This window comes from Marininema mesophilum, assembly GCF_900106775.1.
Lineage (GTDB): Bacteria > Bacillota > Bacilli > Thermoactinomycetales > DSM-45169 > Marininema > Marininema mesophilum.
In genome coordinates this window covers 40,810-64,230 of record NZ_FNNQ01000012.1, presented here as the reverse complement: position 1 = coordinate 64,230, position 23,421 = coordinate 40,810, and the positions used below count along the sequence as shown (strand labels likewise).

The following is a 23,421-nucleotide window of genomic DNA, read 5'->3' as shown; positions in this document are numbered from 1 at the left end:
CCCATGATTGCGAAAGCCCCCGATTCCTCGGGGGCTTCTTCTTATACCTTAATCTTCTAGCTTTTTCCGCTTTAGATACCAATCCGTTCCTCTTAGATCCCCTTGAAATCGCAATTTAACATCATCCATATGTTGGGGTGCTGGCTCGATTACCTTGTCACCGGGGCGCCAATCCGCAGGTAGGGCTACTCCATTCCCATCGGCTGTCTGCAAAGCATCCAATAGACGTAAGATCTCTGCAATATTACGCCCTACATTTAGTGGATAATAAATTATAGCACGAATCATTTGCTTTGGATCGATGATAAAGACACATCGAACCGTAGCCGTTTCATCCGCACCAGGGTGGATCATGCCATAAAGAGAAGCGACTGTCGTTGTCAGATCTGCAATGAGAGGAAAAGGAACCTCTACCCCCATCTTCTCACGGATATTATTCATCCATGCTAAGTGGGCAGGTAAGCTATCTATTGAGAGACCCAATAGTTGAGCATTGCGCCGTTTAAACTCTGCATGGTTCCGTGAAAAAGCAATAAATTCTGTCGTGCAAACAGGGGTAAAGTCCGCTGGATGGGAGAATAAGATAACCCACTTCCCTCTATAATCAGCAAGCCGAATTTCTCCCATGGTTGTTTTTGCAGTAAAAAGCGGAGCTGGATCCCCAATCTTTGGCAAAGGTGTACCACTAGACTCAGTCATGGGCTTCCTCCTTTAGAAGTGTTACTTGTTTATCCATTACCATACCTATGGTACAAGTCTTTCTCCCATGACCCTATTTTTCATGACTTTGTTCGGTTTAGCTTCCACCCTAGGAGTAATCTACTTTGTCAGTTACTCTCTCTTTTCTCCTTACTCGAGAAAGGGGTTGCACAAGTGTAAAGATACTAGCCATGATCCGCCCAATCACTCCACCTAATATAGGCATTCCTAAAGCTCCCATCCACCCATAATGCATCGCTCCGAAGAAAATAGAGAGAGGGAGGTACCCTAAACATACCGCCAGAAAAAGAAACCGCTCATAGGCGCTGATAAAGAGGGCGGTATCAGAAATCCAAGTAGAAAAAAAGGGGGATGTGGAAACCTTCTTCCAAAACATCCTGCCCCAGAAGGTGAAAATGATTGCAAAAACGACCCACAAACACCACCCCATCCACATAGGTACTTGTATCAATGCAAATAGAGAAACCCCCACTAATTGCCCAAATTCTAGCAACATCTGTCTATTGCGCATCAAAGCCTTAAAAACATTTTCTGTTACAATATTCGTACCAGTTCGCTTGGGAAATATCCGCCCTGATTGAGGGAAAATCCAAGGCTTTTTACGCGCTCCTCCAGAGGGAGGGTCGATCTGTTGCCCTACTTCGAGTAAGAACTTATTCCATTTGGAACGTTCTTCTTTCTCTATCTCGATATCGATTAAAAACGTCCCTCTTTGCGCAATACGACTATGAACCTGTATATAAAGAGCACAAGCTAAGACTATGCAGGTAAAGCACAGTATCCAAGGATTCTTCAGCCCCCATGTCCCGACGATGACAAATAGACTACCACTAACCAAAAAATATGAAATCTCATATAAATGCTTCTTCCAGCTTCTAACTCGTGTGTAGATCAAGTTACCTGCAAATACAAGACTCACCCTTGCCAGCCAACAATATAATAATAAGCTTAAAAGTAAGAGACTATCCAGATGGAACTCTTTCACCAACACAGGGAACATCACTAAGAAGATTACAATCACTGTCCATAGTTCCCTGAGGATTTGATGTAGGAGAGCACATGTAATAAAACGCTTTAACCAGTCTTTCTGCTGAATAATGAATAACTGATCTGCTTCCTCAATCTGTAACCGAAGCTTCCTCATACTTGCAAGCAAATAAAACCCAGCTAGGAAATGCCACGGTGAGAAATTAGAAAACCAATGGGGGGCATCTTTCAACCAAGATATATAGCGCTCACCAAAAATCACCACTGCAGGAACAATAAAATAGACAGCAACTACCCAATCAATCACTGTTTTCCAAGTACGAAAATTATAGATTCTTTCTAGTTTTCGTCGTTTTCGATAGCACCTTGCTGGAGACATTTCATCCTCCTCATGAAGTTAATTGATCAAAACAATCTAATAATCCCCCGCCCCGAATACCAGCTTGCTCCTGTAAACTTTTTAAATCTCCCTGTGCCACACCTTGCCCATGATCCAATAGCAAAAAGGTATCGCAGATTTTTTCAGCAGTATCTAATACATGGGTACACATTAAAATCCCAGCCCCGCGCTCTTTCTCTTCATTTAATAGTTTTATCAATTCTTTTGTTGCCTTTGGATCTAATCCAATAAAGGGTTCATCCACAATATATAGATCCGGCTTCATCAAAAAGGCAATCATAAGCATCACCTTTTGTTTCATCCCTTTTGAGAAGCCCACCGGCAGATGGTGCTTTGCATCGCTCAGATCAAAACGGGACAGAAAGCTTCCCGCCTCTTTTTCATAAGTCTCCTTCGGAATCTCATAGGTGGTAGCTAATAGTTCCAAGTGCTCCCATAACGTTAAATCTTTATATAAAACCGGATGTTCGGGGATGTATCCGTACCGGTGATTCTCCCCATTCACCCTTACTTCTCCCCTTGTTTTATTAATTAACCCTAGGATTGCACGAATGGTTGTACTCTTTCCAGCTCCATTGGGCCCAATTAAACCCATCAACTCTCCAGATTCCAAGCTAAAAGAAAGATCATTGACGGCGTTTTCCTTCCCCTCATAACATACACTTAACTTTTCCACTTCTAGAATGGACATATTTTCACCACGATCCTCTTAGATCTCATTGATTTATCATGAACATGAAATTCCATACATGCCCATATTATCAAATATAGAATTTATTGACTACAAAAAAGTCTGATTTTTATTACAAATTAAAATAAGGAAGCGAATAAATAACGCTTCCTTTTTAAATAGAATTCAATTTTTAGCTTCGTTGATTTCTCCTTGCACCCTACGAATTTCACGCCAAAGTTCCTCTTCAGCACCAGCATCACTGTTCTCTCCCCTCGATACTAGTTGAGCCAGCTCTAATTCTAAGAGGCGAATCCGATTATCCTGTTCTAAATCAGGATGACGGTTTTCTTTCTCCCTTTGATATGCTAAATACTCATCATAGGATCCCATAACCATTTCTACACTTCCATTTTCCACGATGGCCGTTCGGTTGGTCACACGCTCGATAAATCGACGATCATGGGAGACCAACAATAGGGAGCCTGGATAACGCACCAAAGCATCCTCAATCCGTTCCCTTGTCGGGATATCTAGATAATTGGTCGGTTCATCCAACACAATCAAATCGGCTTCAGAAAAGTAGAGGTGTAAAAAAGCGACTCTACTTTTCTCTCCCATACTTAACTCTCCTATACGACGATACACATCGCCTCCTCGAAAAAGGAAACTGGCAAGTATATTTCCCGCTTCTGCCCGAGTCATCCCTGGTAAATGCAGAAGGCTATCCAATACAGTCACCCTTGGATCAAGTCCCTCTAATTCCTGGGCAAAATACCCCACTGTTAGTTCCGGATGAAGGTGAATTTCCCCTTTACTTGGTTGAAGATCCCCTATCAAACATCGCAGGAGGGTTGTCTTTCCACTTCCATTCACCCCAACAATACCTAGCCGCTCTCCCCGATGGAGAGTCAATGACACATCCTCAAAAATATACTCCCTCCCGTAAGAGAATCCCATCTCTTTCGTGCGTAAGAGAGTACGTGCATTAAAATCTCGTCCCGAAAAGTTCACTCGGATCCTGGGATCTTTCACTGGAGCACCTTTCATCTCTTTCTCCAACCGCTTTAATGCCTCTTCTTTTGCTCGAAAACGAGATTGGTGTTTATTCGCTTTTTTCTTATAAAATGGATTTCTCTCTCCTGCTGCCGCATGAGCTTGATGAAACCAATCGCGATACCGCTGGATCGCTTCATCTAATTTCTTTTGCTCCTGTACCTGCTTTTTATGAAGAGCTTCTTGTTCCCTATTCTCTCGATCTCTTTCCTTGCGATAATTGGTATATCCACCTTTGTATCGGCGCGTTCCTTCTCGAGTTAACTCTACGACCACATCAACCGTCTGATCAATAAACCATCGATCATGGGAGACTAATAGAATGGAGCCTTTATATTGATCTAGCCATTTTGCCAACCAATCCAAGGTTTCATGATCCAGATGGTTCGTTGGCTCATCTAGTAATAAAAATTTCGGTTGACTCACAATCACCCGAGCGAGTTGAGCACGGGTTTTTTGTCCTCCACTCAGGTGAATATAGGGAGTTTGGTAAAGGTCTGCTAGCAACCCAAGGCGGGTCAGTGTTTGCTCAACTTCTCGTTCCCATTCGTATCCATGACTCGCTTGATATTGTTCAAGACAACGGGCGTATCTTGCCAAGGGCTCCTCTAATTGCCCCTCAGCCACGGTAGAAAGTTTCGATTCAGCAACTCTAAGTTCCATTAGTTGAAGATGTCGCTCTGGCGAACCTGCCTGAACAAATTGTAAAAGCGTACAATGCTCTTCTACGTCCGGATTCTGTTCCAAGAGGCCCCAGAAGGTTAGGGGCAAACACCGATGGATCTTCCCCTTATCCTGGGTCAACTCACCCATTAAAATCTTTAGTAATGTGGTCTTCCCAACACCATTTGCTCCGATCAGAGCTACTTTTTCCCCTGTTTGTACCTCTAGATTCACATCCTTTACCACCGTTACACCATGTAACTCCTTAGTCAATCCTTCTGCTTTTACTGTAAACAAAATGCATCCCCCCACTTAGCCAAAATAATAACGCCCAGGCTCTCCCTGTGCGCGAAGGGGGTAAATCGTATCAAAAAGAAACTATACACAAACCAGCTCAAGTGAACATATCACCTAAGAATAGCTCTTCTCAGCCCAGAACCCTGGTTTGTATCCAATTCCTTTACGGAGACCTCAAAGAAGGCACACCGATCCATACCCCCTGCCATGCACCTGGCAGAAACCCATTAACTGTAGTCAATTGGTTATAGGTAAGATCAGTAAGTGCTCATATCGCTTTGGATACCTCCGCTCAGTCAGGTACCACCATTATATAATATTCAATATCCCAAAAACACACTATTCCAACCCTATTTTCCTCTAAATCTCCCATCCAACCTTACTCTAAAAATAGGTTCTAAGACTACCAACGCCATCATAGAGTATAACAATACAAAACAAGGTCTCTTTCCACAATACTCCAATCCCAACATTATGAAATATTCCCAATTTACAGCCCGCCGGCCTCATCGATTGTGATATTATGGAAGATGCTCCGCACATATAAGTAGAGAAGGGGAGTTTTCATCCATGAAACATAGGTTGGCTGAGCAATACCGCGATGATCGGCAGTTAGAACTACGCCGGCAAATCCATCTGCAATATAGTCTATCTCCTGTTCCTTTTGTTGACTGGACGCTAGATAAGCTACCATTGCGTGGGGATGAACGTATCCTTGATGCGGGATGTGGATCAGGAGGATGGCTTTTTCCCATGGCGAACAAGCTATCTTGTGGCGGGGAAATAACTGGACTGGACCTCTCTCCAGGGATGATAGAAGGGCTACGAAAAAAAGCGGACCAGTCTAGCAATATTCATCTGGTCATCAGTGACCTACAAACATTGCCCTTTAAAGCAAGCTCCTTTGATATTGTGATGGCCAACTTTTGTCTGTATCACGTACCCAATATTAATCAAGCCATCGCAGAGCTGTATCGGGTTTTACGTCCTGGAGGCTACCTGATGGCTGCTACAGGAAGCCTCTCTAACTATAAGGAATTAACCACCATTGATCGGGAATGCCGTGAACGATGGGGGTTCCCTCTTGTAGACGAAAAGGAAGAGGGGTATGGACGATTCTCCTTAGAAAATGGGGATGAATATCTACGACAATATTTCGGTTGGTCGGAGCGATATATTTTGGATGATGTTCTCGTCTTTTTAGAAGCTGAACCCATCATCGACTACTATGCTTCGGGTATGGTGGAACGTGGCGGAACCTCCGCAGGGCAACGGACTACACTCATCACCGATGTTAATCGAATCATTCGACATGAAATCGATACACGGAGCTCCTTCACCCTCCGAAAAAGTGCTGGATTCTTCCTTGCACAAAAACTATTCAATTAATCGCTAGAAATTTATACACAAAGCCCAGCGACAACTTTTGCCGCTGGGCTTGTCTAATTCATCTATCATCGACTTAGGACAACTTCTTCCTGATCCTTTCCTTCCACTACCCTCGTTGGAGAGGGGGTGCGATAGAGGAATGTCAACATGACAAAGGCAAATAGGGTACCTGCAATCAAGTAGAAAAGGCTACTCCCACCTGCAACCTGAATCAACACCCCACCTACATAGGGCCCTACCAAGCATCCTATTGCAAAATAAGCACCCGATAAAGCATTTGCTTCTGGCAGATCCTCAACCGGAACGATATCTGCCAGAAAAGCGAGGCCGAGAGAAAAGAGAGAGCCCAACAACCCACCAACAAGGGTAAACAAAGTGAGTAGAATCCACTCATTCTTGATCGCAAAGGGGATCAACGCCATCCCTATCGATCCTAGAAAACAAATCCATCCCAATACCCTCTTTCTCCCCCATCGATCGGAGAGAGCCCCCAGAGGCAATTGAAAGAGGAGACTACCATAGACAAAAGCGCTAATCAATATGGACACCCATGTCGCTCCTAGCCCTTCACGCAGCCCATAAACAGGAAAGCTTCCTGAAAGAGTAGCCTCAAGGAACCCATATAAAAATCCAGGACAAAGGGCAACAAAGCCCATGCGGTTAATCCGTACCATTCTCCTTCCACTTGCCTCTGAAGGATTATTAATCGGCGGGCGATGATCTTCGAGGAGGAAGATCCCTACTAAAACGATGAGAAGCAACGCTCCCATGGTAACAAAGGGTACCCATTCTCCAAACGTCAACAGATTGATGCCAAGAGGCCCCAGACCGAATCCTATCCCAAAGGCTAATCCATACTGGGAAAGCAGGCGTCCCCTTAGATGCATCGGACTTTCCGATGTAATCCATAACTGAGAAGCATAGTGAAGGATACTATCTCCAATTCCGACTACAAAACGTAGTACCATCCATGGCAAAAAGCCCGTCATTACCGGAAATAAAAAAGTGCCTCCTGCCAATAATACCATTCCAAAACCAATCACAGTACGGTACCCATAACGACGAACGAGAGCACCACAAAAGGGGGTAGAGAGTAACACCCCCAGATATAGAGCGGTAGCATGGAGTCCATTCATACTCGAGGAGACTCCATCTTTTTCTAACAACGTTGCCATCAAGGGAAGGAGTAATCCTTGGGTCAGTCCAGCTGCCGCCACTACTCCCAATAAGATCCTAAACCGTCTTTTTTCTTTTCCCTGTCCCATCTCTATCTCACCCAACCCTATTCATCAAAAAGAGGCCGATTCCTGGGAATGGGCCTCTTTCCTCAGCTTCTTTGATTAATGAGGAAGAAACGCCATTTGCAGGATAAATAGAACCATAAAGATATACAGAAGCGGGTGAATCTCTCGACCACGCCCCCGAATAATTTTTAACAATGGATACGAAATAAAACCAAAGGCAATCCCCGTTGCGATACTAAAAGTAAGAGGCATGCTCAACATCGTAATAAATGCAGGGAAGGCTTCATCAAAGTCATCCCAAGCTACTTTTGCCAATCCACCCATCATCAAACAACCTACAATAATCAACGTAGGGGCCGTAATCGCTGGCATAGCAGCCACTGCACTTACCAAAGGCTCGAAAAAGAGCGTACCTAATAACAATATGCTAACGACAACAGCCGTTAGACCTGTACGACCACCAGAAGCAACACCCGTCGAGGATTCGATATAGGCACTTGTTGGAGAGGTGCCCATAACTGCCCCAGCAGTCATCCCCGCAGCATCCGCAACCAAAGCAGAGCGCATTCGAGGAAAGGACCCATTTTTCATGAGACCCGCCTGTTCAGCTACTCCAATCATTGTACCTGTCGTGTCAAACAAAGTAACTAATAGAAAGGCAAAGATCACCGAATATAATCCTTGACTAAAAACTTCAGGCAATGATGTCAATGCCGCTCCAAAGGTAGGCGCCATACTGGGTGGCATAGTCACCAACGTCGACGGCATCTGAAAAAGACCCGCGATCCAGGCATACAGACCAATCAATACCATCCCAACAAAAAGTGCACCAGGAACGCGCAACGTCATCAGAATCAACGTAATGACGAGTCCACCTATGCTAAGAAGCGTCATTGGATCATGAAAGTCACCTAACCCTACCAGATTCACCTCATTATTGACAATGATACCAGCGGATTTTAACCCGATGAAGGCGATAAAAAGACCAATCCCTGCGGTAATTCCATATTTGAGACTTGGAGGAATTGCATGGATCAGCGCCTCTCGAAAACGGGTGAATGAAAGAATCAGAAAGATAACGCCTGCAACAAATACTGCACCCATCGCTGTTTCCCAGCCGATTTTGCTCTGCCCTACTACACTAAAAGCAAAATAAGCATTAAGGCCCATACCCGGTGCAATCGCAATCGGATAATTAGCAAATAGCCCCATGATTAACGTACTTAAAACCGATGCTAAAACCGTCGCTACAAACACTGCCCCAAAATCCATCCCCGCCTTCTTTAGAATGGATGGATTTACTACCACGATATAAACCATGGTTAAAAAGGTCGTTAACCCTGCCAGTATCTCACGGGAAATGTTCGTTCCACGATCAGAAAGTCCAAATAAACGCTCCACAGTACCCCTCCTACACCCCTAAATACGAACATTAAAACAGCCTCACATATATAATAATCGTTTTTAGCACGATTCTCAAGAACTAACCTTGTTCTTCGATTTTCAGCTAAATCTTCATGCCATCATCAAACAATAAGATTTCATTTAGTCTAGCCAAAAATACGGGCCCCTCAATCCTTTCTAGTAGCCATGATGTCCGCCGATACGACAAAAACCCCCTATACATAGGATGTAGGGGAAAAAGGGGGATAGTACAACGAGGAGGGATAGTACAATGAATCGAGCCCGGATAAAAACATATCGACATCGAATCGGAAAGAACCTCTACTTGATCATCAAAATTAATCAATCCGCTACTGCAAAAGCAGAACAAGGAAATGTACTAGCCAGCAATGCTCTTAATGTACAAATATTTAAAAATAAAAAGAAACAGAAAAAGTAACCACTGGTAACAGTATTTCACCCAAATTTTGAAAGGGGGAGAACTACATTGAAACGTCAGTCACTTAAACGAAACTCCGTTCGAAGGGGTAGAAACATCGTGATTAATAATCAGTCTGCCAAAGCCTCAATCAATCAAGGCGGCAATTCCTTTGCAATCAATGCTTCTGATGTTGGCATCGTCCGAATTCGACCATAATCATAACCCTTATTTTTAATGATCACAGCCATGACAATACCCTCTTTCAGCTCAAATGCTTATGATATACTCCAGAATAGGCCTCTTATCATTTACTCAGGGTCACGAACCTCATAAAGAAGTTCGTCCTCTTGTTCATCATAATCGACTCGCAAATCGTTACCATCTAGGAACCATAGCTCATCTTCCTCAATAAAAAAGGTAATTCCCTCCTCTACCGTTTGAAGTCCCGGATGACGAGGCTTCTCTACCGTTAACCGCAATGAAAATCCATTAGGGTTTCTACCTATTGAAAGCGAATCATCATAACGCACATCAAAACGTAAAGCATCTCCTTCGCCAAGTGACAACTCCCTTTGAAACCAATGCAACGCTGTAGGTGTAATTTCTATACCCATCGTACAACCTCCTTACCCGTAAAGATCAATAAAACATTTACACTCTATTAATCTACTATTCGTATAAAAACGTTAGATTGGAGTCAACGGTAACCCCCTTACCGTATCCAGCATCTCGGTCTACTTTCCTGTAAATGGAGAGTGGGCCTTTTCTTTATGATGAAACGAAATCATTTCAATGAACACCTGCTCGCATGACCTTTAAGTTTTTGGTATTATGAAAGAACAATTAGAACTCTTTTCTACGATTCATAGCTCATGATTGAACCAGAAACTACCTCAAGGAGGCCTCTTAATGTACCATATCACCGCCTTCGACAATGAAGGAAACAAACTTATTGATCAAAGCATTGAAGCCCAAAATGACACGCAGGCAAAAGAAAAAGGGCAAGCCATTCTACAAGAGAAAGAAGCCACCGGATCCCCTTTTAGAATCATACACAACTCTGGGCGCCTCATCGATTTTCTTAGCCACAAAGGTAAGAGCGCGAAGGAAAAAGCCTGATCCTCAACAGACCCTCGTTTAATAACGAATCAGGGTCTTTTTTTGAGGGTCTTTACTTTTCTTGGATTACCGTAGCCTCTACAGCTAATGCCACATTTCCTCGAATCGCATTGGAGATCATACACCGTTTCTCCGCAACCTCGGTCGCCTTCCTCGCCTCTTCCATTTGATTCACTGTAACATCATGATGAAGAACCACTTTTGGTCGGTGAGTGATGCTCTCAAACTTCTGGCCGGTTATCTCCACATTCACTATACCAACGGTCTCAAGTGTAAGATCCCTTACAGGGATTTTCTTTCTCTCCAGCATCGCTGCTAACGTAATGATGTAACAAGTGGCTGCTGCCCCAATCATCATCTCATCTGGATTGGTACCGATCCCCGGTCCCTTCATATCCTCTGGAATCGATACTTTCGTCACTAAATTACCCGTAGCGATCCTGCCTTCACCGCCTCTTCCTCCAAACCAATCGGCTGTTAGGCGAAATTCATGCTTTGGCATATTACTGTTCCCTCTCTTCAACATATTCGCCTCGATGGAGGTTAAATTTTATTGTACATTGCCTATGACCAGAATTCCAAGAGAAAATGCCTCTGAGGAGAACCACTCCCCAGGGGCATCGGTATCGGGTAAATTTAGAAGATTCTACTACAACAATCGGCTAATAAAACCTGCTGTCTCTGCCATAACCAATTCCTTATCATTATCCAAGGTAGCTACATGGTAAGAGTTTTCTAATTCGATTAACGTCTTATCGGACGAAGCGATGTTTTCATAGATCCACTGGGCATTCATCGGAGGGACTAAATGATCTTCGAGGGACTTAAATAGTAGGGTAGGACAACCGATTGCAGATACTACCTTTCGCGTCTCATCCGTTAAATGAATAATCTCTTTAAAAGAGCGTAGGGGAACTTTTTCATAGGCTAACTCACGAACACCCTCCGCTTTAATATCGGAACCAATCGCATCAAAGAAACGAGGCTCCTCCATTTGAGCAACCTCAGCTAGGTGAGACATCTCGATTGCTGGATTGACTAGAACAACCCCCTTAATCTCGGGATAGCGACTAGCCAGGTGAAGAGCTAGCGTACCACCCATGGAAAGGCCTACAACAACGATATGAGAACAAGTCTCTTGTAGCTTTCGATATCCCTCTTCCGTTGATTCAATCCAATCCTGATAGGTGGTCCCTTCCATATCTTCATAATGGGTACCATGTCCTTTTAGACGTGGTCCGCATACGGTGAAACCTTGATCTGCCAAGAACTGACCTAATCCCCGCACGCTCTGGGTCGTTCCAGTAAACCCGTGCTGTACCAAAACCCCCATTTCATTTCCTGGGAGGTAGAATGGCTCTGCATCCTTCATAACCGTATATTCTTGTGCCATCAAAAACACCCCTTATGATATCGCTTTCATTTCCTGAACAAATTTCGACGACTCCTAACCATATCCTTTTCCCACTTCGTAATCCACACAAGGTACCTATACCCCCCAAATAAAAAGGCGGAGCTTTTGCTCCACCTCGCTTATCTTCATGATTATTTCAGGCTATATAACTTCCCGAATTTCTCTTGCAAATATGCCAGATACGGCTTCACTGTAAGGTCTGATCCCGTCGCCCGTTTGACGATATCCGCCGCAGTATATTGAGATCCATATTGGTACAGATTCTCCTTAAGCCATCCATGTAAGACACCAAACTCCCCATCCTGAATCTGGTTCGGAATGTTCGGTTTAGCTCGGAGTGCTGCATCATAGAACTGGGCTGAGAGAATATTGCCCAGGGTGTATCCTTGGAAGGCACCGCCGATATTCCCAAAGTACCAATGTACATCCTGAAGAACACCATCTGCATCTTTAGGATCAAATACACCTATATCACTCTTATAACGTTCCCGCCAAGCTTCAGGTAGATCCTTTACAGCTAATCTTCCTTCTAGTAAATCCAATTCCAAGTCAAATCGAATCATAACATGCAGGTTATATGTCAACTCATCCGCATCGGTACGGATCAAGGAAGGTTCTACTTTATTGATCGCCCGGTAGAAAGTGTCTAACGATACCCTGCGAAATTGTTCTGGGAAGGTGGCTTGCAATTTGGGATAAAAATGTTTCCAAAATCCATAGCTACGTCCCACGATATTCTCCCAGAGACGGGACTGGCTTTCATGAACGCCTGATGAGGCTCCTTGTGCAAGGGGCGTTCCCTCAAAGTTCATCGAAATTCCTTGCTCATAAAGAGCGTGCCCTGTTTCATGGATGCTAGAAAACAACGCTTCCGTCATGTTGTTTTCCTTTACCCGAGTAGTAATCCGGACATCCCCCAAAGAGAACTTGGTCATAAAGGGATGATGTGTCTTATCCAGCCGTCCCCGATCAAAGTCGTACCCTAGTTGTCTAATCACATCTAGACCAAACTTCCACTGCTCCTGCTCGGGAAAATGCTTCTTTAGGCAAGAATCATCCACTGGATCTTGTTCTGCAATCGCTTTTACTAGGGGAACTAGTTGTTTCCGTAAATCAGAAAACAACGGACGTAATACCTCCACTGTCATCCCTTCATCTGAATCATCGATCAGTGGATCAGCAATATGCTCATGGGGAAAATACTCCGCATATTGACGGCTATAATCCAACGTCTTCTCTAAGTAGCTTTGTACTTTAGTAAAATCATTGGCTGATCGTGCTTCTACCCAAACTTGATAGGTATCCGTCAAGTGACTCACCATCTCTGCCATAAAAGAGGCAGGCACTTGAACTGCTTTTTCATACTGACGACGAGCGACACGAATCACTGCTGCATCCTGAGAGTCCACAGGCAAGCTTTTTTCATAGGAAGCTAACTCATCTAAGAGACGGCCGATCTCTCGATCCGTCTTCTTTTCATGGGCAATCTTCTCCATCAACCCGAGTTGCCTACCACGCGCAGTAGCGCCTCCCTTTGGCATGAAGGTATTTTGATCCCAGTTTAACAGCGCACTAATATTATTTAAGTCATAAACTTCCGATAAATAACTCTTCAATTCTTTCAATTTATCCTGCAAGAGTATCCCCTCCTACATTTTTATATCTTCGTATGTAGATCATTCTCAGTGTACTCTTTCCAAACAAGGAGGGCAACGGTTTTATTACCAACAAAAAAGGGCCTTCCATAAAGGAGAGGCCCTGCTCACATTGGTCTACCAACCACAGCCCCAGCCACAACCACCACCGTAGCCCTTGCCACCACCATAGCCGCCGTAACCACTGTCACCAAACAAGACAAAGATCGTTGCAATGATTAACAGAAAGATCAATAGACGCCTAAGACCAAATCCACCAAATCCACAACTACTTCCAGATCCACAGCCACAGTTCCCGCTCATAGACAATTCCTCCTAACGAGTTTTCCGTACAGAATACGTAAGAGGAATCCTTCTCGGAAGGGACGAGTACCCCCTTTCAATCGCCTGTTTTAACAATTTGATAGGGAATCGCCTCCATCTCCTATGAGACCTATTCCATAAACTTGAAACGAATTATACTGAATTTCTACACTGGCAACCTGGAAATGGACATCGCTTTGAAGGCTTAGGGTCGACTATAACGCCAACCACATGACAAGGATCAATTCTCTTCAAATGAATGCCTACTTCAATCAATATATTCCCAAAGGGATCAAACCCTTGGAAAGTGCCTCTTATAGGGTGCTCTATTCCTTTTACAAACAACGTCACAAACACACCTGGTGAAAGATTTTGGAGTAATTTGATTATACTAGAACATTTTGGCTTTACCCTTTTCTTTCTATGACATCTTTTGCAATGGCACCTTTTGCAATGACACCTCTTATGAGGACAGGTCATCAACCCACCCCCTCTCCTTCGTTTCTATTAATCTATGAAGGATAGGAGAAAAGGGTTCGTAATACTAACCTAAACTACTGCATTTCAATGAAGAATCCACTGTTCTAGTTCGGCTAAAGAAGTAATCGGCCGTTCACAAGCAAATTTCCGGCAAATATAAGCCGTTGGCTGGCCTTCAAGTGGTGATTGTTCCGCTATGAATGGGACCAACTGAATGATCTCGTCCGTCTTCTCTATCGGACGATAGATGAGGACAGCACCGGGTAGAAATGTTTCTTGCACATGGCGGATCATCTCATTCGTTCCTCTGTCTCCAGCTCGTCCAGAAATTACGATCTCCATCGGATTAACATAGCTGAATTGAACCGCCATCAGTGTAAATGTATACGCCATCGGCGCATTCTTCATTGTCGTTGCAAAGGCGGATAATTGAGCTTGAGCCTGCTGATCCCAATCTGGATCTGCTGTCAATCGCGCTAAACGAAGAAGATTAAGAGATGCTACACTATTACCCGATGGGGTTGCTCCATCACTCGTCTCCTTCGTCCGTGTGAGAAGCTCCTCTCCATCCTTCCCTGTGAAAAAGAGCCCCCCCTCCTCTTCATCACGGAAAAGATCCATCATAGCTTCAGACAACTCCAACGCTCTCTTTAAGAAGCGCGGCTCAAAAGTAGCCTCATAAAGCTCGATCAGCCCCCATGTAAGATATGCATAATCATCCACATAGGCTAAGATCCCCGCTTCACCATCCCGCCAGCGGGCCAATAACCGCCCATCATTCCTCACCAGTTTCTCTTCGATAAACTGAAGCGCCTTCACCGCCGCATCAGCATATTGCATGTCGCCCAATACTCGCGTTCCTTTGGCCAGTGCCGCAATCATCAGCCCATTCCAAGCCGTTAACACTTTATCATCCTTATGGGGGTGAATCCGCCCTTTACGAGCATCAAATAGCTTTTGCCGTGAAACTTCCAAACGACTCACTAGTACATCCTCTGATAGACCGTACTTAGTAGCTAGAGAAGAGACATCTTCCCCAATGAGATGAGGGATATTCTTCCCCTCGAAGTTGCCAGCTTCGCTAATATCATAGCAACGACAATAGAGAGCCCCTTCGTCCTCCCCAAGCACTTCCTTCACCTCATCGGGTGTCCAAACATAAAACTTACCTTCTACTCCTTCAGAATCCGCATCCTCAGCAGAGTAGAAGCCCCCTTCAGGTGCTGTCATATCCCGAAGCACGTAGCTAAAAATCTCTCGAGCTGTCTGTGCATAGACCTCCTTTTTTGTCACCTGATATGCTTCTAGATAGGCATAGGCGAGTAGTGCATTATCATAGAGCATCTTCTCAAAATGGGGGACAAGCCACTTCTCATCCACTGCATAGCGGGCAAAGCCATAGCCCACATGATCATAGATTCCACCCTGGCGCATTCCCTCCAGAGTCTTTTCTACCATAGCTAGAGCCCTTGGCTCCTTCTCTTGTTTCCAGTATCGCAGGAGGAACATCAGATCATGAGGACGTGGAAATTTCGGAGCTCCACCAAATCCCCCCCATTTCTCATCAAAGGAGGAGTCAAATTGTTTATATGCTTCCTCCAGTACATCCTCTGCCCACTCCCCTTGTTCAGACTGGAGCAACTGGGTCTGAAGAGCCTGGGTGATTTTCTCCCCAGCATTCTCCGCTTGCTCCCGTTCATCCCTCCATACTTGAGCCACCCGGTGTAAGATATCCATCAAACCTGGCTGACCATAGCGTGGAGTTTTGGGAAAGTAGGTTCCCGCAAAAAAGGGTTTTTGCTCAGGGGTTAGAATCACCGTCAGTGGCCATCCACCATGACCTGTTAGCGCCTGACACACGGTCATGTATAAATGATCCACATCAGGCCGCTCTTCCCTATCGACTTTGATAGGGACATACCACTTATTGAGTAAATAGGCGACTTCTTCATCCTCAAAGGACTCTTTTTCCATGACGTGACACCAATGGCAGGTTGAAGGATAATCACAACCCTTACGGGCTATGAATACCCAATCGACAGGAAGACAGGCTTGTCTTCTCTCTTAGCTTTTTCAAAGGCCTCATCACTCCAAGAATACCAATCTACCGGATTGTAGGCATGTTGGAGCAAGTAAGGTGACTTTTCCTTGATTAGTCGATTAGGCTCACTCATTGGATCACCCCCCTTTAGATGGTTTGGTATATCTTAACATAGTCTAGCCAAAGGCTAGAAATTTATAGATCAGCTTTTTGTTCTCACATTTTGGGTCTGTATTAACTCCCTCATGAAGCCTTACAGTATCAGACCGCTCTTCCCTATCTACTTTGACAGGAACATACCATTGTTTAGTTGTGCCTGTACTATAGCGAAGATGTTAGTTGACAGAATAATGAATCTCAGATAATATATCGTTACAATATATCGAAAGGATAGATGTAACGTGTCGGTGGAGCATATTATACTCGGAGTCCTCAGTTGGACGCCGAACTCAGGTTATGGTATTAAGTCGGAAGTAGAGCAAAGAGGAAGGGAGCAAGGGTGGGGACGTCTTAGTTACGGAAGTATTTATCCGAAACTGAAGAAGCTTGAGGTTGAAGGATTGATACAGACCTTGACAGTAGAGGAAGAGGGGAGAAAAGTAAAAACCTACGAGTTGACAAAAGAAGGATGGTTGGAGCTTTCTAACTGGTTGATCCAACCACCTGCTTCAGCAGAAATACGGGATGAATTGAAAATGAAACTAAGTTTCTGGGATTCAACTCTGCCTGGTGACCGAACGACTCTCATAGAACATGTGGAGCTAAGACGGAGAGAGACGAAAGATATGTTGAAACATTTCGACAATTGGTCTCACAACGGTGTATCCGCTATTGGTGAGATCGGAGGGATGGGTATGGATTACATAAAAGAACGTCTTCGTTTGGATCTAACATGGTGTGATCGGATGATTGCACAACTATATCAGGCACCTTCATCCCCAAGGCAGGATCCACAAGGGTTATTTATAAAGTCTGAGGAGAGAAAAAAGAGAAGCTTAGAGGATTAATAATTATCTATTCACAAGGAGAAAAAAGCATATGCATGTTCTCACTAAAATGAAGACGGGTATGAGCAACGGGCCTTTTCAACCTCTTACTCACCTTCCTTTTCGTCGTTTGTTTACTTCTCAAATTTTCTCAGACTTAAGTAACTGGCTGGACTTGATTGCCATCGGGACTTTGATTACTTACCAATGGGGTTTGGGCGCAGAAGCACAAGCTGCATTTGCTTTTATGACGGGTATACCGTGGATCGTAGTAGGGCCCTTGCTGGCCATTTGGGTAGATCGATGGAACAAAAAGCATGTAATGCTGGCTTGCTGTCTCCTACGGATTCCATTAATAATCGGATTTATCTTGGCCCCCAACATAGTAATATTGCTGGTTTTTGTCTTTCTCAAAGAAGTCTTGGATGTGATATTTGACCCTGCTAGACAATCCGCCATCAAATCTATTGTTTCTATGGATCAATTGCAAGAAGCAAATACCTTGAGTCAACTTTCTGTCCATACCTCCAAGATTGTTGCTCCAGCATTAGGCGGATTCATCGCCGCTAAATACAGTCCGGATATGGTATTTATCGCCGAAGTAATCGCCCTATTGTTAGCATCACTTTTTCTGTTTCGGTTGCCTTTGGGAGAAGAGCCAGTATCTGAATCCGCTTCAAAAGGAAAAAAAGGATTTTCGATGAGTGAATGGACTGTAGGCATCCACTTTATTTTCTCCAATCGGGTATTACTCTTTTCTGTGTCGATGATGACCATGGCAATGTATATCCTCTGGATGTACGATAGATTAATTATCTTGTGGGCCAAAGAGCTTGACCTAAGCGTAGGTGATTATGGTGTATTACTTGCTGCAATCGCCCTTGGAGGTGTAATCGGCGCTTTTCTCGTTTCACCTCTGAGTAAGATCTTTTCCAATCCATTAAACATGATGACTATAGCAGGAATGGTAGGAGGGGGAGCATTACTTGTGATAGGAATAGGGGGCTTAGCCTGGTTTACTGCTCCGTTCTTAGTGTGGTGGTTAGTATGGTTTGGAATAGGTTTACTTGGTCCCTTTACAGCCATTCCCTATGCTACCTTGTTACAGGCAGAATCACCTTCTAACACGATAGGGAGGACTGTGGCAACTGTGAATGCCTTGCAAAACTCCGCCATGCTTGCATCCCCTTTCGTAGGAGCATATCTAGCCGTTAAAATAGGTATAGGAAGCGTTTTCGTTATAGCAGGTGTTACCTTCTTTACGGTTTGTGCGATTGGAACCTGGTTGGTAAAGAGCTTAAATCTGATCCCAGTGACGATGCGGATAGAGGAGGACAAGGTTTCTTAAGTTCAATAGTCTCGTTTCATCTACCAACATATCTTTTCAAGATATATCCCTTACACAAGGTAGATTCGACCGATGTCTAGATCAAATTCAGTACAAACAGGAATGCTACAAGTTACTTATTTTAATTTGTTTAGTAAAAAAGTTAAAAAATCAGGTTTATTTTTTAATCGCAGGTATAACTGTGGCGCCGTAAACCATGAATAACCTCTTCGAAGTTCTTCAAGGCTGATTGGCTCAATTTCCTTAAAAAAATTAATGGGGACAGCCACTCCTTGATCAAGTCCTGCCAGATAGCTGACCACCCCCTCCCCCCATCCAGGTACTTCATTTTCTGCTATACGACTAATCTTCTCTACTGAACCTACAATCGGCTGTCCAAACTCAACATAGCCACACAATGATTTGATAGGGGAACTAACATATAAAAAGGCATTTACAGGTTCATTGACAAATTTTCTCCTATACTCATATCTCTTAATTTCTCGTTTAATATCATTGAAGGGCTGAGGGCGGATACTCAAAAGCATATGAGGCCTGTTATTTGACGCCTGTTTCCTTTCAATATCAAGAGAAAGTTGAGTCAGTTCCTTCTTCACGATTGTCATCCCTACCTAATTATTTAGTATCATCGTAAGTAGTCTAAAGGAAATGGTAGTTGGAATATTTCCTTTAGGAAAACTAGATGACGGTCTTGGTTTAGATCCGTATATAGCTTTTATTATACTTGAATAGGAAAGAACCCTACGTGCAAAAAGAGGGGTTCGATCAGCCGATTCGCACCTCCTAAAAGTAGTAGAGAATCAGAAAGAACCCTCATACCATACAAAGGGTTCTTTCTGATTCTCTTATCATATGAGCTTTTTTTCTCATATCTGTAATAGATAGTTCCAACCAACATCTATTTTATTAGGGTGAGTTTATATTTTCACTAACATTTTGCCAATGTTCTTCCCAGAAAATAGTCCGATGAAAGCTTCTGGTGTTTTCTCAAACCCTTCAACAATGGTCTGCTTCACAATGATTTCCCCAGCGTTTAGCCACGGTGCGACTGCATCGATCAGCTTTTGGGTTGCCGCAGCATAATCCTGCGGAAAACCAACACCTTGCATACGCAAATTTTTAGGGACAAATTCAACCAGGTTAGACGGCCCAGGTAATGGTGTCGTACTTTCGTATCCAGATATCATACCTGAGATCGCAATGCGGCCATTTAGATTCATACAATCAATCGCCGCTTCCAGATGATCATAGCCCACATTATCCACATAAACATCGATACCATTAGGGGCTGCTTGTTTAAGCAATTCCTTGACATCCCCATCTTTATAGTTAAATGCAGCATCGAAACCAGCCTCTTCTAATAGCCAACGAACTTTTTCTGGACTACCTGCCGATCCAATGACATATCCAGCGCCAAGTTTGCGAGCAAACTGACCTACTAAATTACCAACTGAGCCGGCAGCGCCCGAAACAAAAACCGTCTCTCCAGCCACAAGAGAAGCATATTCCGTCAAAGCACGGTAAGCGGTCAACCCAGAGTACCCCAGAACACTTAATATATACTCATTCGGAAAATCATTCGAAGCTATTTTCATTGCAGTAGCTTCAGAAAATACGCTATGTGTACTCCATCCAGCAGGACTGTAAACCGGATCCCCTATTTGCAACATGTTCACGTTGGAACCTTTTTTTTCAACAATTCCGACTGCCCCTCCAGGAATCGTTTGACCAAGTTCAAGTGGAGGGAGAAAAGAATCAAAGTCTCCAAATGCTTCGCGCATAACAGGTTCCATTGAAATAAAAGTGTTGCGGATGAGCACTTCGTCCTCACCTGGTTCAGGTATGTCCAAACTAACCTCTTTGAAATCATCTATCGTTAAATTGCCCTGTGGTCGTCTAGCTAGTGACCATTGCTGCATTTGATTATTCATTTATTTTCTACTCCTTTTAGTGGCATACAAATGAAATCCTATTTAAAGTGTACCCAATATGTTGGAGCGACCAAACTTACTCATGCTCGTTGTAATGAATCGTAATGGAACCCCCCTGCCTTAACGGTAGGGGGGTTCCAAGGGAGATGATCATTTTTATGCGTGATTTACAACACGCTCTGCGTATTAATTGACAGCTCTATTTTCTTTTATTTCTCCGCTTCATATCCCGTAGCGACTACATCCAATTTCCCTGTCTCTGGATCAATCACTAAGCCATGAACAGGAATCCCTTCGGGAATTAAGGGGTGCTGACGAATGACTTCTACACTTTGCTTTACGCTTTCTTCTACCGAATCGAACCCTCGTAGCCAATGTTTCAAATCGATACCTGCTCGCTCTAATGTATCCAGTGTATCTTCTGAAATTCCTCGATCCATCATCTTTTCCATCGTTTCATCTGGACGGATCCCGCCCATACCGCAACCATGATGGCCTACAACGCATACCTCACGAGCACCTAGTTCATAGATCGCAACAACTAAACTCCGCATCACACTATCGAAAGGATGGGAAACGATAGCTCCCGCATTCTTGATAATTTTTGAATCACCATTTTTCAAATTCATTGCCTGTGGCAATAAATACGTCAGCCGGGTATCCATACAGGAGAGAATCACTAGCTTTTTATCTGGAAATTTAGTGGTGCGGTACTGATCGTATTGCTTCTCCTGTACAAATTCTTGATTGTGCTCCAAGATTTCTACTAGTAAACTCATTCTGTCCACTCCTTTTGTTTGTACCAATGAAAATGTTAACGCAATTAACCTGACAAAATGTCTGGGTTGAAATCAGCTTACGAACGTTCTTCGAGGCAATGTTGCACTCAGCTAGACAATCTGCCTGAGGTATTTATTCGCCAACCGTTATTTTTTAGGTGTATGAAAAGGGAGATGGCCAACCCTAGTCCTATACCCATTGTTAAGTCCACAAAAACGGTCGCGGTAAAAGTAGCTAATAGGATGAGGGAATTACCCACTCCCGATCGTAATATTTGAGCAAATGCTTTTCGTTGACCCATGTTCCAAGCAATAACCATTACTACCGGAGCAAGACTTGCGAGAGGAACTTTTTCGACATAGGGTGCAGCTATTAGTAGGACCAATAAAGCTAAAATAGCATGGATCATCCCTGAAAGCCGAGAGACCGCACCACTATTAATATTGGTCGCTGTTCTGGTAATGCCTCCGGCTGCTGGAATCCCACCAAAAAAAGGAGTTACGATGTTTGCAATACCTTGTCCAATTAATTCTTTTTTACGGTTATGCTTGGTTCCAGACATTTCATCCGCAACAGTAGCTGTAAGCAATGACTCCATTCCACCTAATAAAGAGATTGTGAAGGCTACTGGCAAAAGCATAACTATTTTATCAAAGGTGATTTCAGGAGCATCAAACATAGGGAGTTGATTGGGGATGTTACCAAATACTTCTTCAATCGTGGCGACTTGATTCGGAAAAAGAAAGGTAGCTAAAAGTGTTGAAGCCAAGATACCGATCAGAGCATTAGGGATTCTTGGATAAAGCTTCGTCCCGATGATAATCAGCGCCAAACAAGTTATCGCGGTGATCACACTGTACACGTTTATATTCGTCAGATTAACCAGGATTTCTTTCATATTTAGATAAAAATATTTGTATTTTTTGAGCTCATTAAGCCCCAAAAAACCGGCTATTTGGCCACTGAAAATGATTACAGCAGTGCCTGCTGTAAAGCCTGTTATCACTGTTTTAGGTATGTACTTCATTAAAGATCCAGCATTACATATAGCAAACAGAATGAGCAGGATCCCAGCCATCATCCCTGCAATAATTAAGTTTTCAAAGCCATACTGGACTACTATACCAAATAAGACAGGTATAAAGGCACCGGCAGGCCCACCAATTTGATACTTTGACCCACCAAGCAAAGAAATGAGAAAACCTGCAATAATCATCGTGTAAAGACCAGAAACCGGAGGGGCACCAGAAGCAACAGCAAAGCTCATACCCATCGGGAGAGCAATGACCCCCACTAATACCCCTGCTAAAATATCTTGTCGGAATTTTCGAATATTATAACCTTGAAATTTATCTTTTATATACAATTTAACCCTTCACCTCTAAACCATAGATGACATTCGAAGTTACGGCTTACGTAACCTGTTTTAAAAACTCTTGACTTTCAACATCTGAGTAAGGTTGGAGTTGTTTTTTGTCTTTTTAGAGTTGCAAATACTTGCCAGGCTTTACATTGAACTCAGGCTTCCTTTTTTCATGACTTTTGCAGCAATGATCAAAAAGCAACAATCACGACAATCAATAATTTTCACTTAAATTATCCATGATTTTTCATCCTCCCCCTTTTGGGTACAAACATATTTTAATTGAATAATATATACACTTTATTCATTTCGATCAAGCATTTTTGTGTAGCATTTTTGTGACAAATACAATTGTATTATATCTGAATTGAATCAAATCAATCTGTATTATAACAAGAAAAGAAACTATATTATAATTACTATAGTGTATACATTATTCACTAAGAGCCCTATAAGATTAATTTTGATCAGGACTGTTGATTAGCAAAGGTTAGAATAAAGCTATAAAGTCATAAAAAAAGAGAGGGATTCCCTCTGTTCCTCTCTGAAAATAATTTCTAATTAATAGTAGTAAACGGAAAGAAATGCTATTTAATTCCTCTAGTAATAACAAGGAGTACCGGCGTTTTTTGTAAGAAAAAGAACATACCCTACTCTTTACTACATTCAGAGAGTGATTGTAATAAAATATCAATTGATATGTAAGGTCAAAAAGAAAGAAGCACAATTTCATCATGCTTCTTCTTGTAA

The 23,421-nt window shown here is 43.2% G+C and carries 20 protein-coding genes and 1 pseudogene; 5 read left to right on the top strand and 16 right to left on the bottom strand.

Annotated features, from left to right (window positions below; all coding sequences use genetic code 11):
- Positions 1–48 precede the first annotated feature (48 nt).
- From BLV90_RS11930 to abc-f, 4 genes are all read right to left on the bottom strand, one after another.
- Positions 49–699: a peroxiredoxin gene (locus BLV90_RS11930; RefSeq protein ID WP_091741238.1), complete on the bottom strand. Its 651-nt coding sequence runs from the start codon at positions 697–699 to the stop codon at positions 49–51.
- A 109-nt stretch (positions 700–808) separates the two neighbouring features.
- Positions 809–2,086 (bottom strand): ABC transporter permease, encoded by a 1,278-nt coding sequence (locus BLV90_RS11925; RefSeq protein WP_091741235.1) that lies wholly within the window; start codon positions 2,084–2,086, stop codon positions 809–811.
- Between the two features lie 10 nt (positions 2,087–2,096).
- On the bottom strand, positions 2,097–2,798 hold the full coding sequence (locus BLV90_RS11920; protein WP_091741232.1) for an ABC transporter ATP-binding protein: 702 nt from the start codon (positions 2,796–2,798) through the stop codon (positions 2,097–2,099).
- A 165-nt stretch (positions 2,799–2,963) separates the two neighbouring features.
- Positions 2,964–4,793 (bottom strand): ribosomal protection-like ABC-F family protein, encoded by a 1,830-nt coding sequence (gene abc-f / locus BLV90_RS11915; RefSeq protein ID WP_177168038.1) that lies wholly within the window; start codon positions 4,791–4,793, stop codon positions 2,964–2,966.
- Positions 4,794–5,363: 570 nt separating this feature from the next.
- Here abc-f and BLV90_RS11910 point away from each other — a divergent pair.
- Positions 5,364–6,182: a class I SAM-dependent methyltransferase gene (locus tag BLV90_RS11910; RefSeq protein WP_091741226.1), complete on the top strand. Its 819-nt coding sequence runs from the start codon at positions 5,364–5,366 to the stop codon at positions 6,180–6,182.
- 65 nt (positions 6,183–6,247) lie between these two features.
- On the opposite strand, the gene BLV90_RS11905 is transcribed toward BLV90_RS11910, so the two are convergent.
- Together BLV90_RS11905 and BLV90_RS11900 are read right to left on the bottom strand one after the other, a co-directional pair.
- Positions 6,248–7,447 (bottom strand): MFS transporter, encoded by a 1,200-nt coding sequence (locus BLV90_RS11905; RefSeq protein WP_091741224.1) that lies wholly within the window; start codon positions 7,445–7,447, stop codon positions 6,248–6,250.
- Between the two features lie 75 nt (positions 7,448–7,522).
- Positions 7,523–8,827, bottom strand: coding sequence for an NCS2 family permease (locus BLV90_RS11900; protein WP_091741222.1), 1,305 nt, complete (start codon positions 8,825–8,827; stop codon positions 7,523–7,525).
- Between the two features lie 274 nt (positions 8,828–9,101).
- Here BLV90_RS11900 and BLV90_RS16285 point away from each other — a divergent pair, with 274 nt between their 5' ends.
- Entirely contained in the window at positions 9,102–9,269 is a 168-nt protein-coding gene (locus BLV90_RS16285) for a hypothetical protein (RefSeq protein WP_177168037.1), read from the top strand.
- Positions 9,270–9,559: 290 nt separating this feature from the next.
- Here BLV90_RS16285 and BLV90_RS11895 read toward each other — a convergent pair whose 3' ends face one another.
- Positions 9,560–9,865, bottom strand: a complete 306-nt coding sequence (locus BLV90_RS11895; RefSeq protein ID WP_091741220.1) for a HesB/YadR/YfhF family protein — start codon at positions 9,863–9,865, stop codon at positions 9,560–9,562.
- A 295-nt stretch (positions 9,866–10,160) separates the two neighbouring features.
- On the opposite strand from BLV90_RS11895, the gene BLV90_RS11890 reads away from it, so the two are divergent.
- Positions 10,161–10,370, top strand: coding sequence for a YhzD family protein (locus BLV90_RS11890; protein WP_091741218.1), 210 nt, complete (start codon positions 10,161–10,163; stop codon positions 10,368–10,370).
- 52 nt (positions 10,371–10,422) lie between these two features.
- On the opposite strand, the gene BLV90_RS11885 is transcribed toward BLV90_RS11890, so the two are convergent.
- The 5 genes and pseudogenes from BLV90_RS11885 to BLV90_RS11865 all read right to left on the bottom strand — a co-directional run bounded on the left by BLV90_RS11885 (position 10,423) and on the right by BLV90_RS11865 (position 16,396).
- Entirely contained in the window at positions 10,423–10,872 is a 450-nt protein-coding gene (locus BLV90_RS11885) for an SACOL1771 family peroxiredoxin (protein ID WP_091741215.1), read from the bottom strand.
- Between the two features lie 147 nt (positions 10,873–11,019).
- Complete coding sequence (locus BLV90_RS11880; RefSeq protein ID WP_091741212.1) at positions 11,020–11,763, bottom strand: alpha/beta hydrolase; 744 nt, start codon at positions 11,761–11,763, stop codon at positions 11,020–11,022.
- A gap of 152 nt (positions 11,764–11,915) precedes the next feature.
- Positions 11,916–13,421: a carboxypeptidase M32 gene (locus tag BLV90_RS11875; protein WP_245726343.1), complete on the bottom strand. Its 1,506-nt coding sequence runs from the start codon at positions 13,419–13,421 to the stop codon at positions 11,916–11,918.
- Positions 13,422–13,556: 135 nt separating this feature from the next.
- Positions 13,557–13,742: a hypothetical protein gene (locus BLV90_RS15990; RefSeq protein WP_143035051.1), complete on the bottom strand. Its 186-nt coding sequence runs from the start codon at positions 13,740–13,742 to the stop codon at positions 13,557–13,559.
- Positions 13,743–14,306: 564 nt separating this feature from the next.
- Positions 14,307–16,396, bottom strand: a pseudogene (locus BLV90_RS11865) (thioredoxin domain-containing protein).
- Between the two features lie 268 nt (positions 16,397–16,664).
- Between BLV90_RS11865 and BLV90_RS11860 the strand changes: the two are divergent.
- On the top strand, positions 16,665–17,270 hold the full coding sequence (locus BLV90_RS11860; protein ID WP_177168036.1) for a PadR family transcriptional regulator: 606 nt from the start codon (positions 16,665–16,667) through the stop codon (positions 17,268–17,270).
- 31 nt (positions 17,271–17,301) lie between these two features.
- Positions 17,302–18,597 carry an MFS transporter gene (locus BLV90_RS11855; protein ID WP_091741202.1) on the top strand — a complete coding sequence of 432 codons (1,296 nt, stop codon included), beginning with the start codon at positions 17,302–17,304 and terminating at the stop codon, positions 18,595–18,597.
- Positions 18,598–18,713: 116 nt separating this feature from the next.
- Here BLV90_RS11855 and BLV90_RS11850 read toward each other — a convergent pair whose 3' ends face one another.
- The 4 genes from BLV90_RS11850 to BLV90_RS11835 all read right to left on the bottom strand — a co-directional run bounded on the left by BLV90_RS11850 (position 18,714) and on the right by BLV90_RS11835 (position 22,674).
- Entirely contained in the window at positions 18,714–19,193 is a 480-nt protein-coding gene (locus BLV90_RS11850) for a hypothetical protein (protein WP_091741199.1), read from the bottom strand.
- Between the two features lie 321 nt (positions 19,194–19,514).
- Positions 19,515–20,528, bottom strand: a complete 1,014-nt coding sequence (locus tag BLV90_RS11845; RefSeq protein WP_218142301.1) for an NADP-dependent oxidoreductase — start codon at positions 20,526–20,528, stop codon at positions 19,515–19,517.
- 209 nt (positions 20,529–20,737) lie between these two features.
- Entirely contained in the window at positions 20,738–21,307 is a 570-nt protein-coding gene (locus BLV90_RS11840) for a beta-class carbonic anhydrase (protein ID WP_091741196.1), read from the bottom strand.
- A 107-nt stretch (positions 21,308–21,414) separates the two neighbouring features.
- Positions 21,415–22,674: a SulP family inorganic anion transporter gene (locus tag BLV90_RS11835; RefSeq protein WP_091741193.1), complete on the bottom strand. Its 1,260-nt coding sequence runs from the start codon at positions 22,672–22,674 to the stop codon at positions 21,415–21,417.
- Positions 22,675–23,421 lie beyond the last annotated feature (747 nt).

Coding starts and splice junctions, on each gene's coding strand:
- BLV90_RS11885 (WP_091741215.1), bottom strand. CDS start 10,872: ATGCCAAAGCATGAATTTCGCCTAACAGCCGATTGGTTTGGAGGAAGA.
- BLV90_RS11895 (WP_091741220.1), bottom strand. CDS start 9,865: ATGGGTATAGAAATTACACCTACAGCGTTGCATTGGTTTCAAAGGGAG.
- BLV90_RS11910 (WP_091741226.1), top strand. CDS start 5,364: ATGAAACATAGGTTGGCTGAGCAATACCGCGATGATCGGCAGTTAGAA.
- BLV90_RS11920 (WP_091741232.1), bottom strand. CDS start 2,798: ATGTCCATTCTAGAAGTGGAAAAGTTAAGTGTATGTTATGAGGGGAAG.
- BLV90_RS11905 (WP_091741224.1), bottom strand. CDS start 7,447: ATGGGACAGGGAAAAGAAAAAAGACGGTTTAGGATCTTATTGGGAGTA.
- BLV90_RS11855 (WP_091741202.1), top strand. CDS start 17,302: ATGCATGTTCTCACTAAAATGAAGACGGGTATGAGCAACGGGCCTTTT.
- BLV90_RS11840 (WP_091741196.1), bottom strand. CDS start 21,307: ATGAGTTTACTAGTAGAAATCTTGGAGCACAATCAAGAATTTGTACAG.
- BLV90_RS15990 (WP_143035051.1), bottom strand. CDS start 13,742: ATGAGCGGGAACTGTGGCTGTGGATCTGGAAGTAGTTGTGGATTTGGT.
- BLV90_RS11880 (WP_091741212.1), bottom strand. CDS start 11,763: ATGGCACAAGAATATACGGTTATGAAGGATGCAGAGCCATTCTACCTC.
- BLV90_RS16285 (WP_177168037.1), top strand. CDS start 9,102: ATGAATCGAGCCCGGATAAAAACATATCGACATCGAATCGGAAAGAAC.
- BLV90_RS11845 (WP_218142301.1), bottom strand. CDS start 20,528: ATGAATAATCAAATGCAGCAATGGTCACTAGCTAGACGACCACAGGGC.
- BLV90_RS11925 (WP_091741235.1), bottom strand. CDS start 2,086: ATGTCTCCAGCAAGGTGCTATCGAAAACGACGAAAACTAGAAAGAATC.
- BLV90_RS11930 (WP_091741238.1), bottom strand. CDS start 699: ATGACTGAGTCTAGTGGTACACCTTTGCCAAAGATTGGGGATCCAGCT.
- BLV90_RS11890 (WP_091741218.1), top strand. CDS start 10,161: ATGTACCATATCACCGCCTTCGACAATGAAGGAAACAAACTTATTGAT.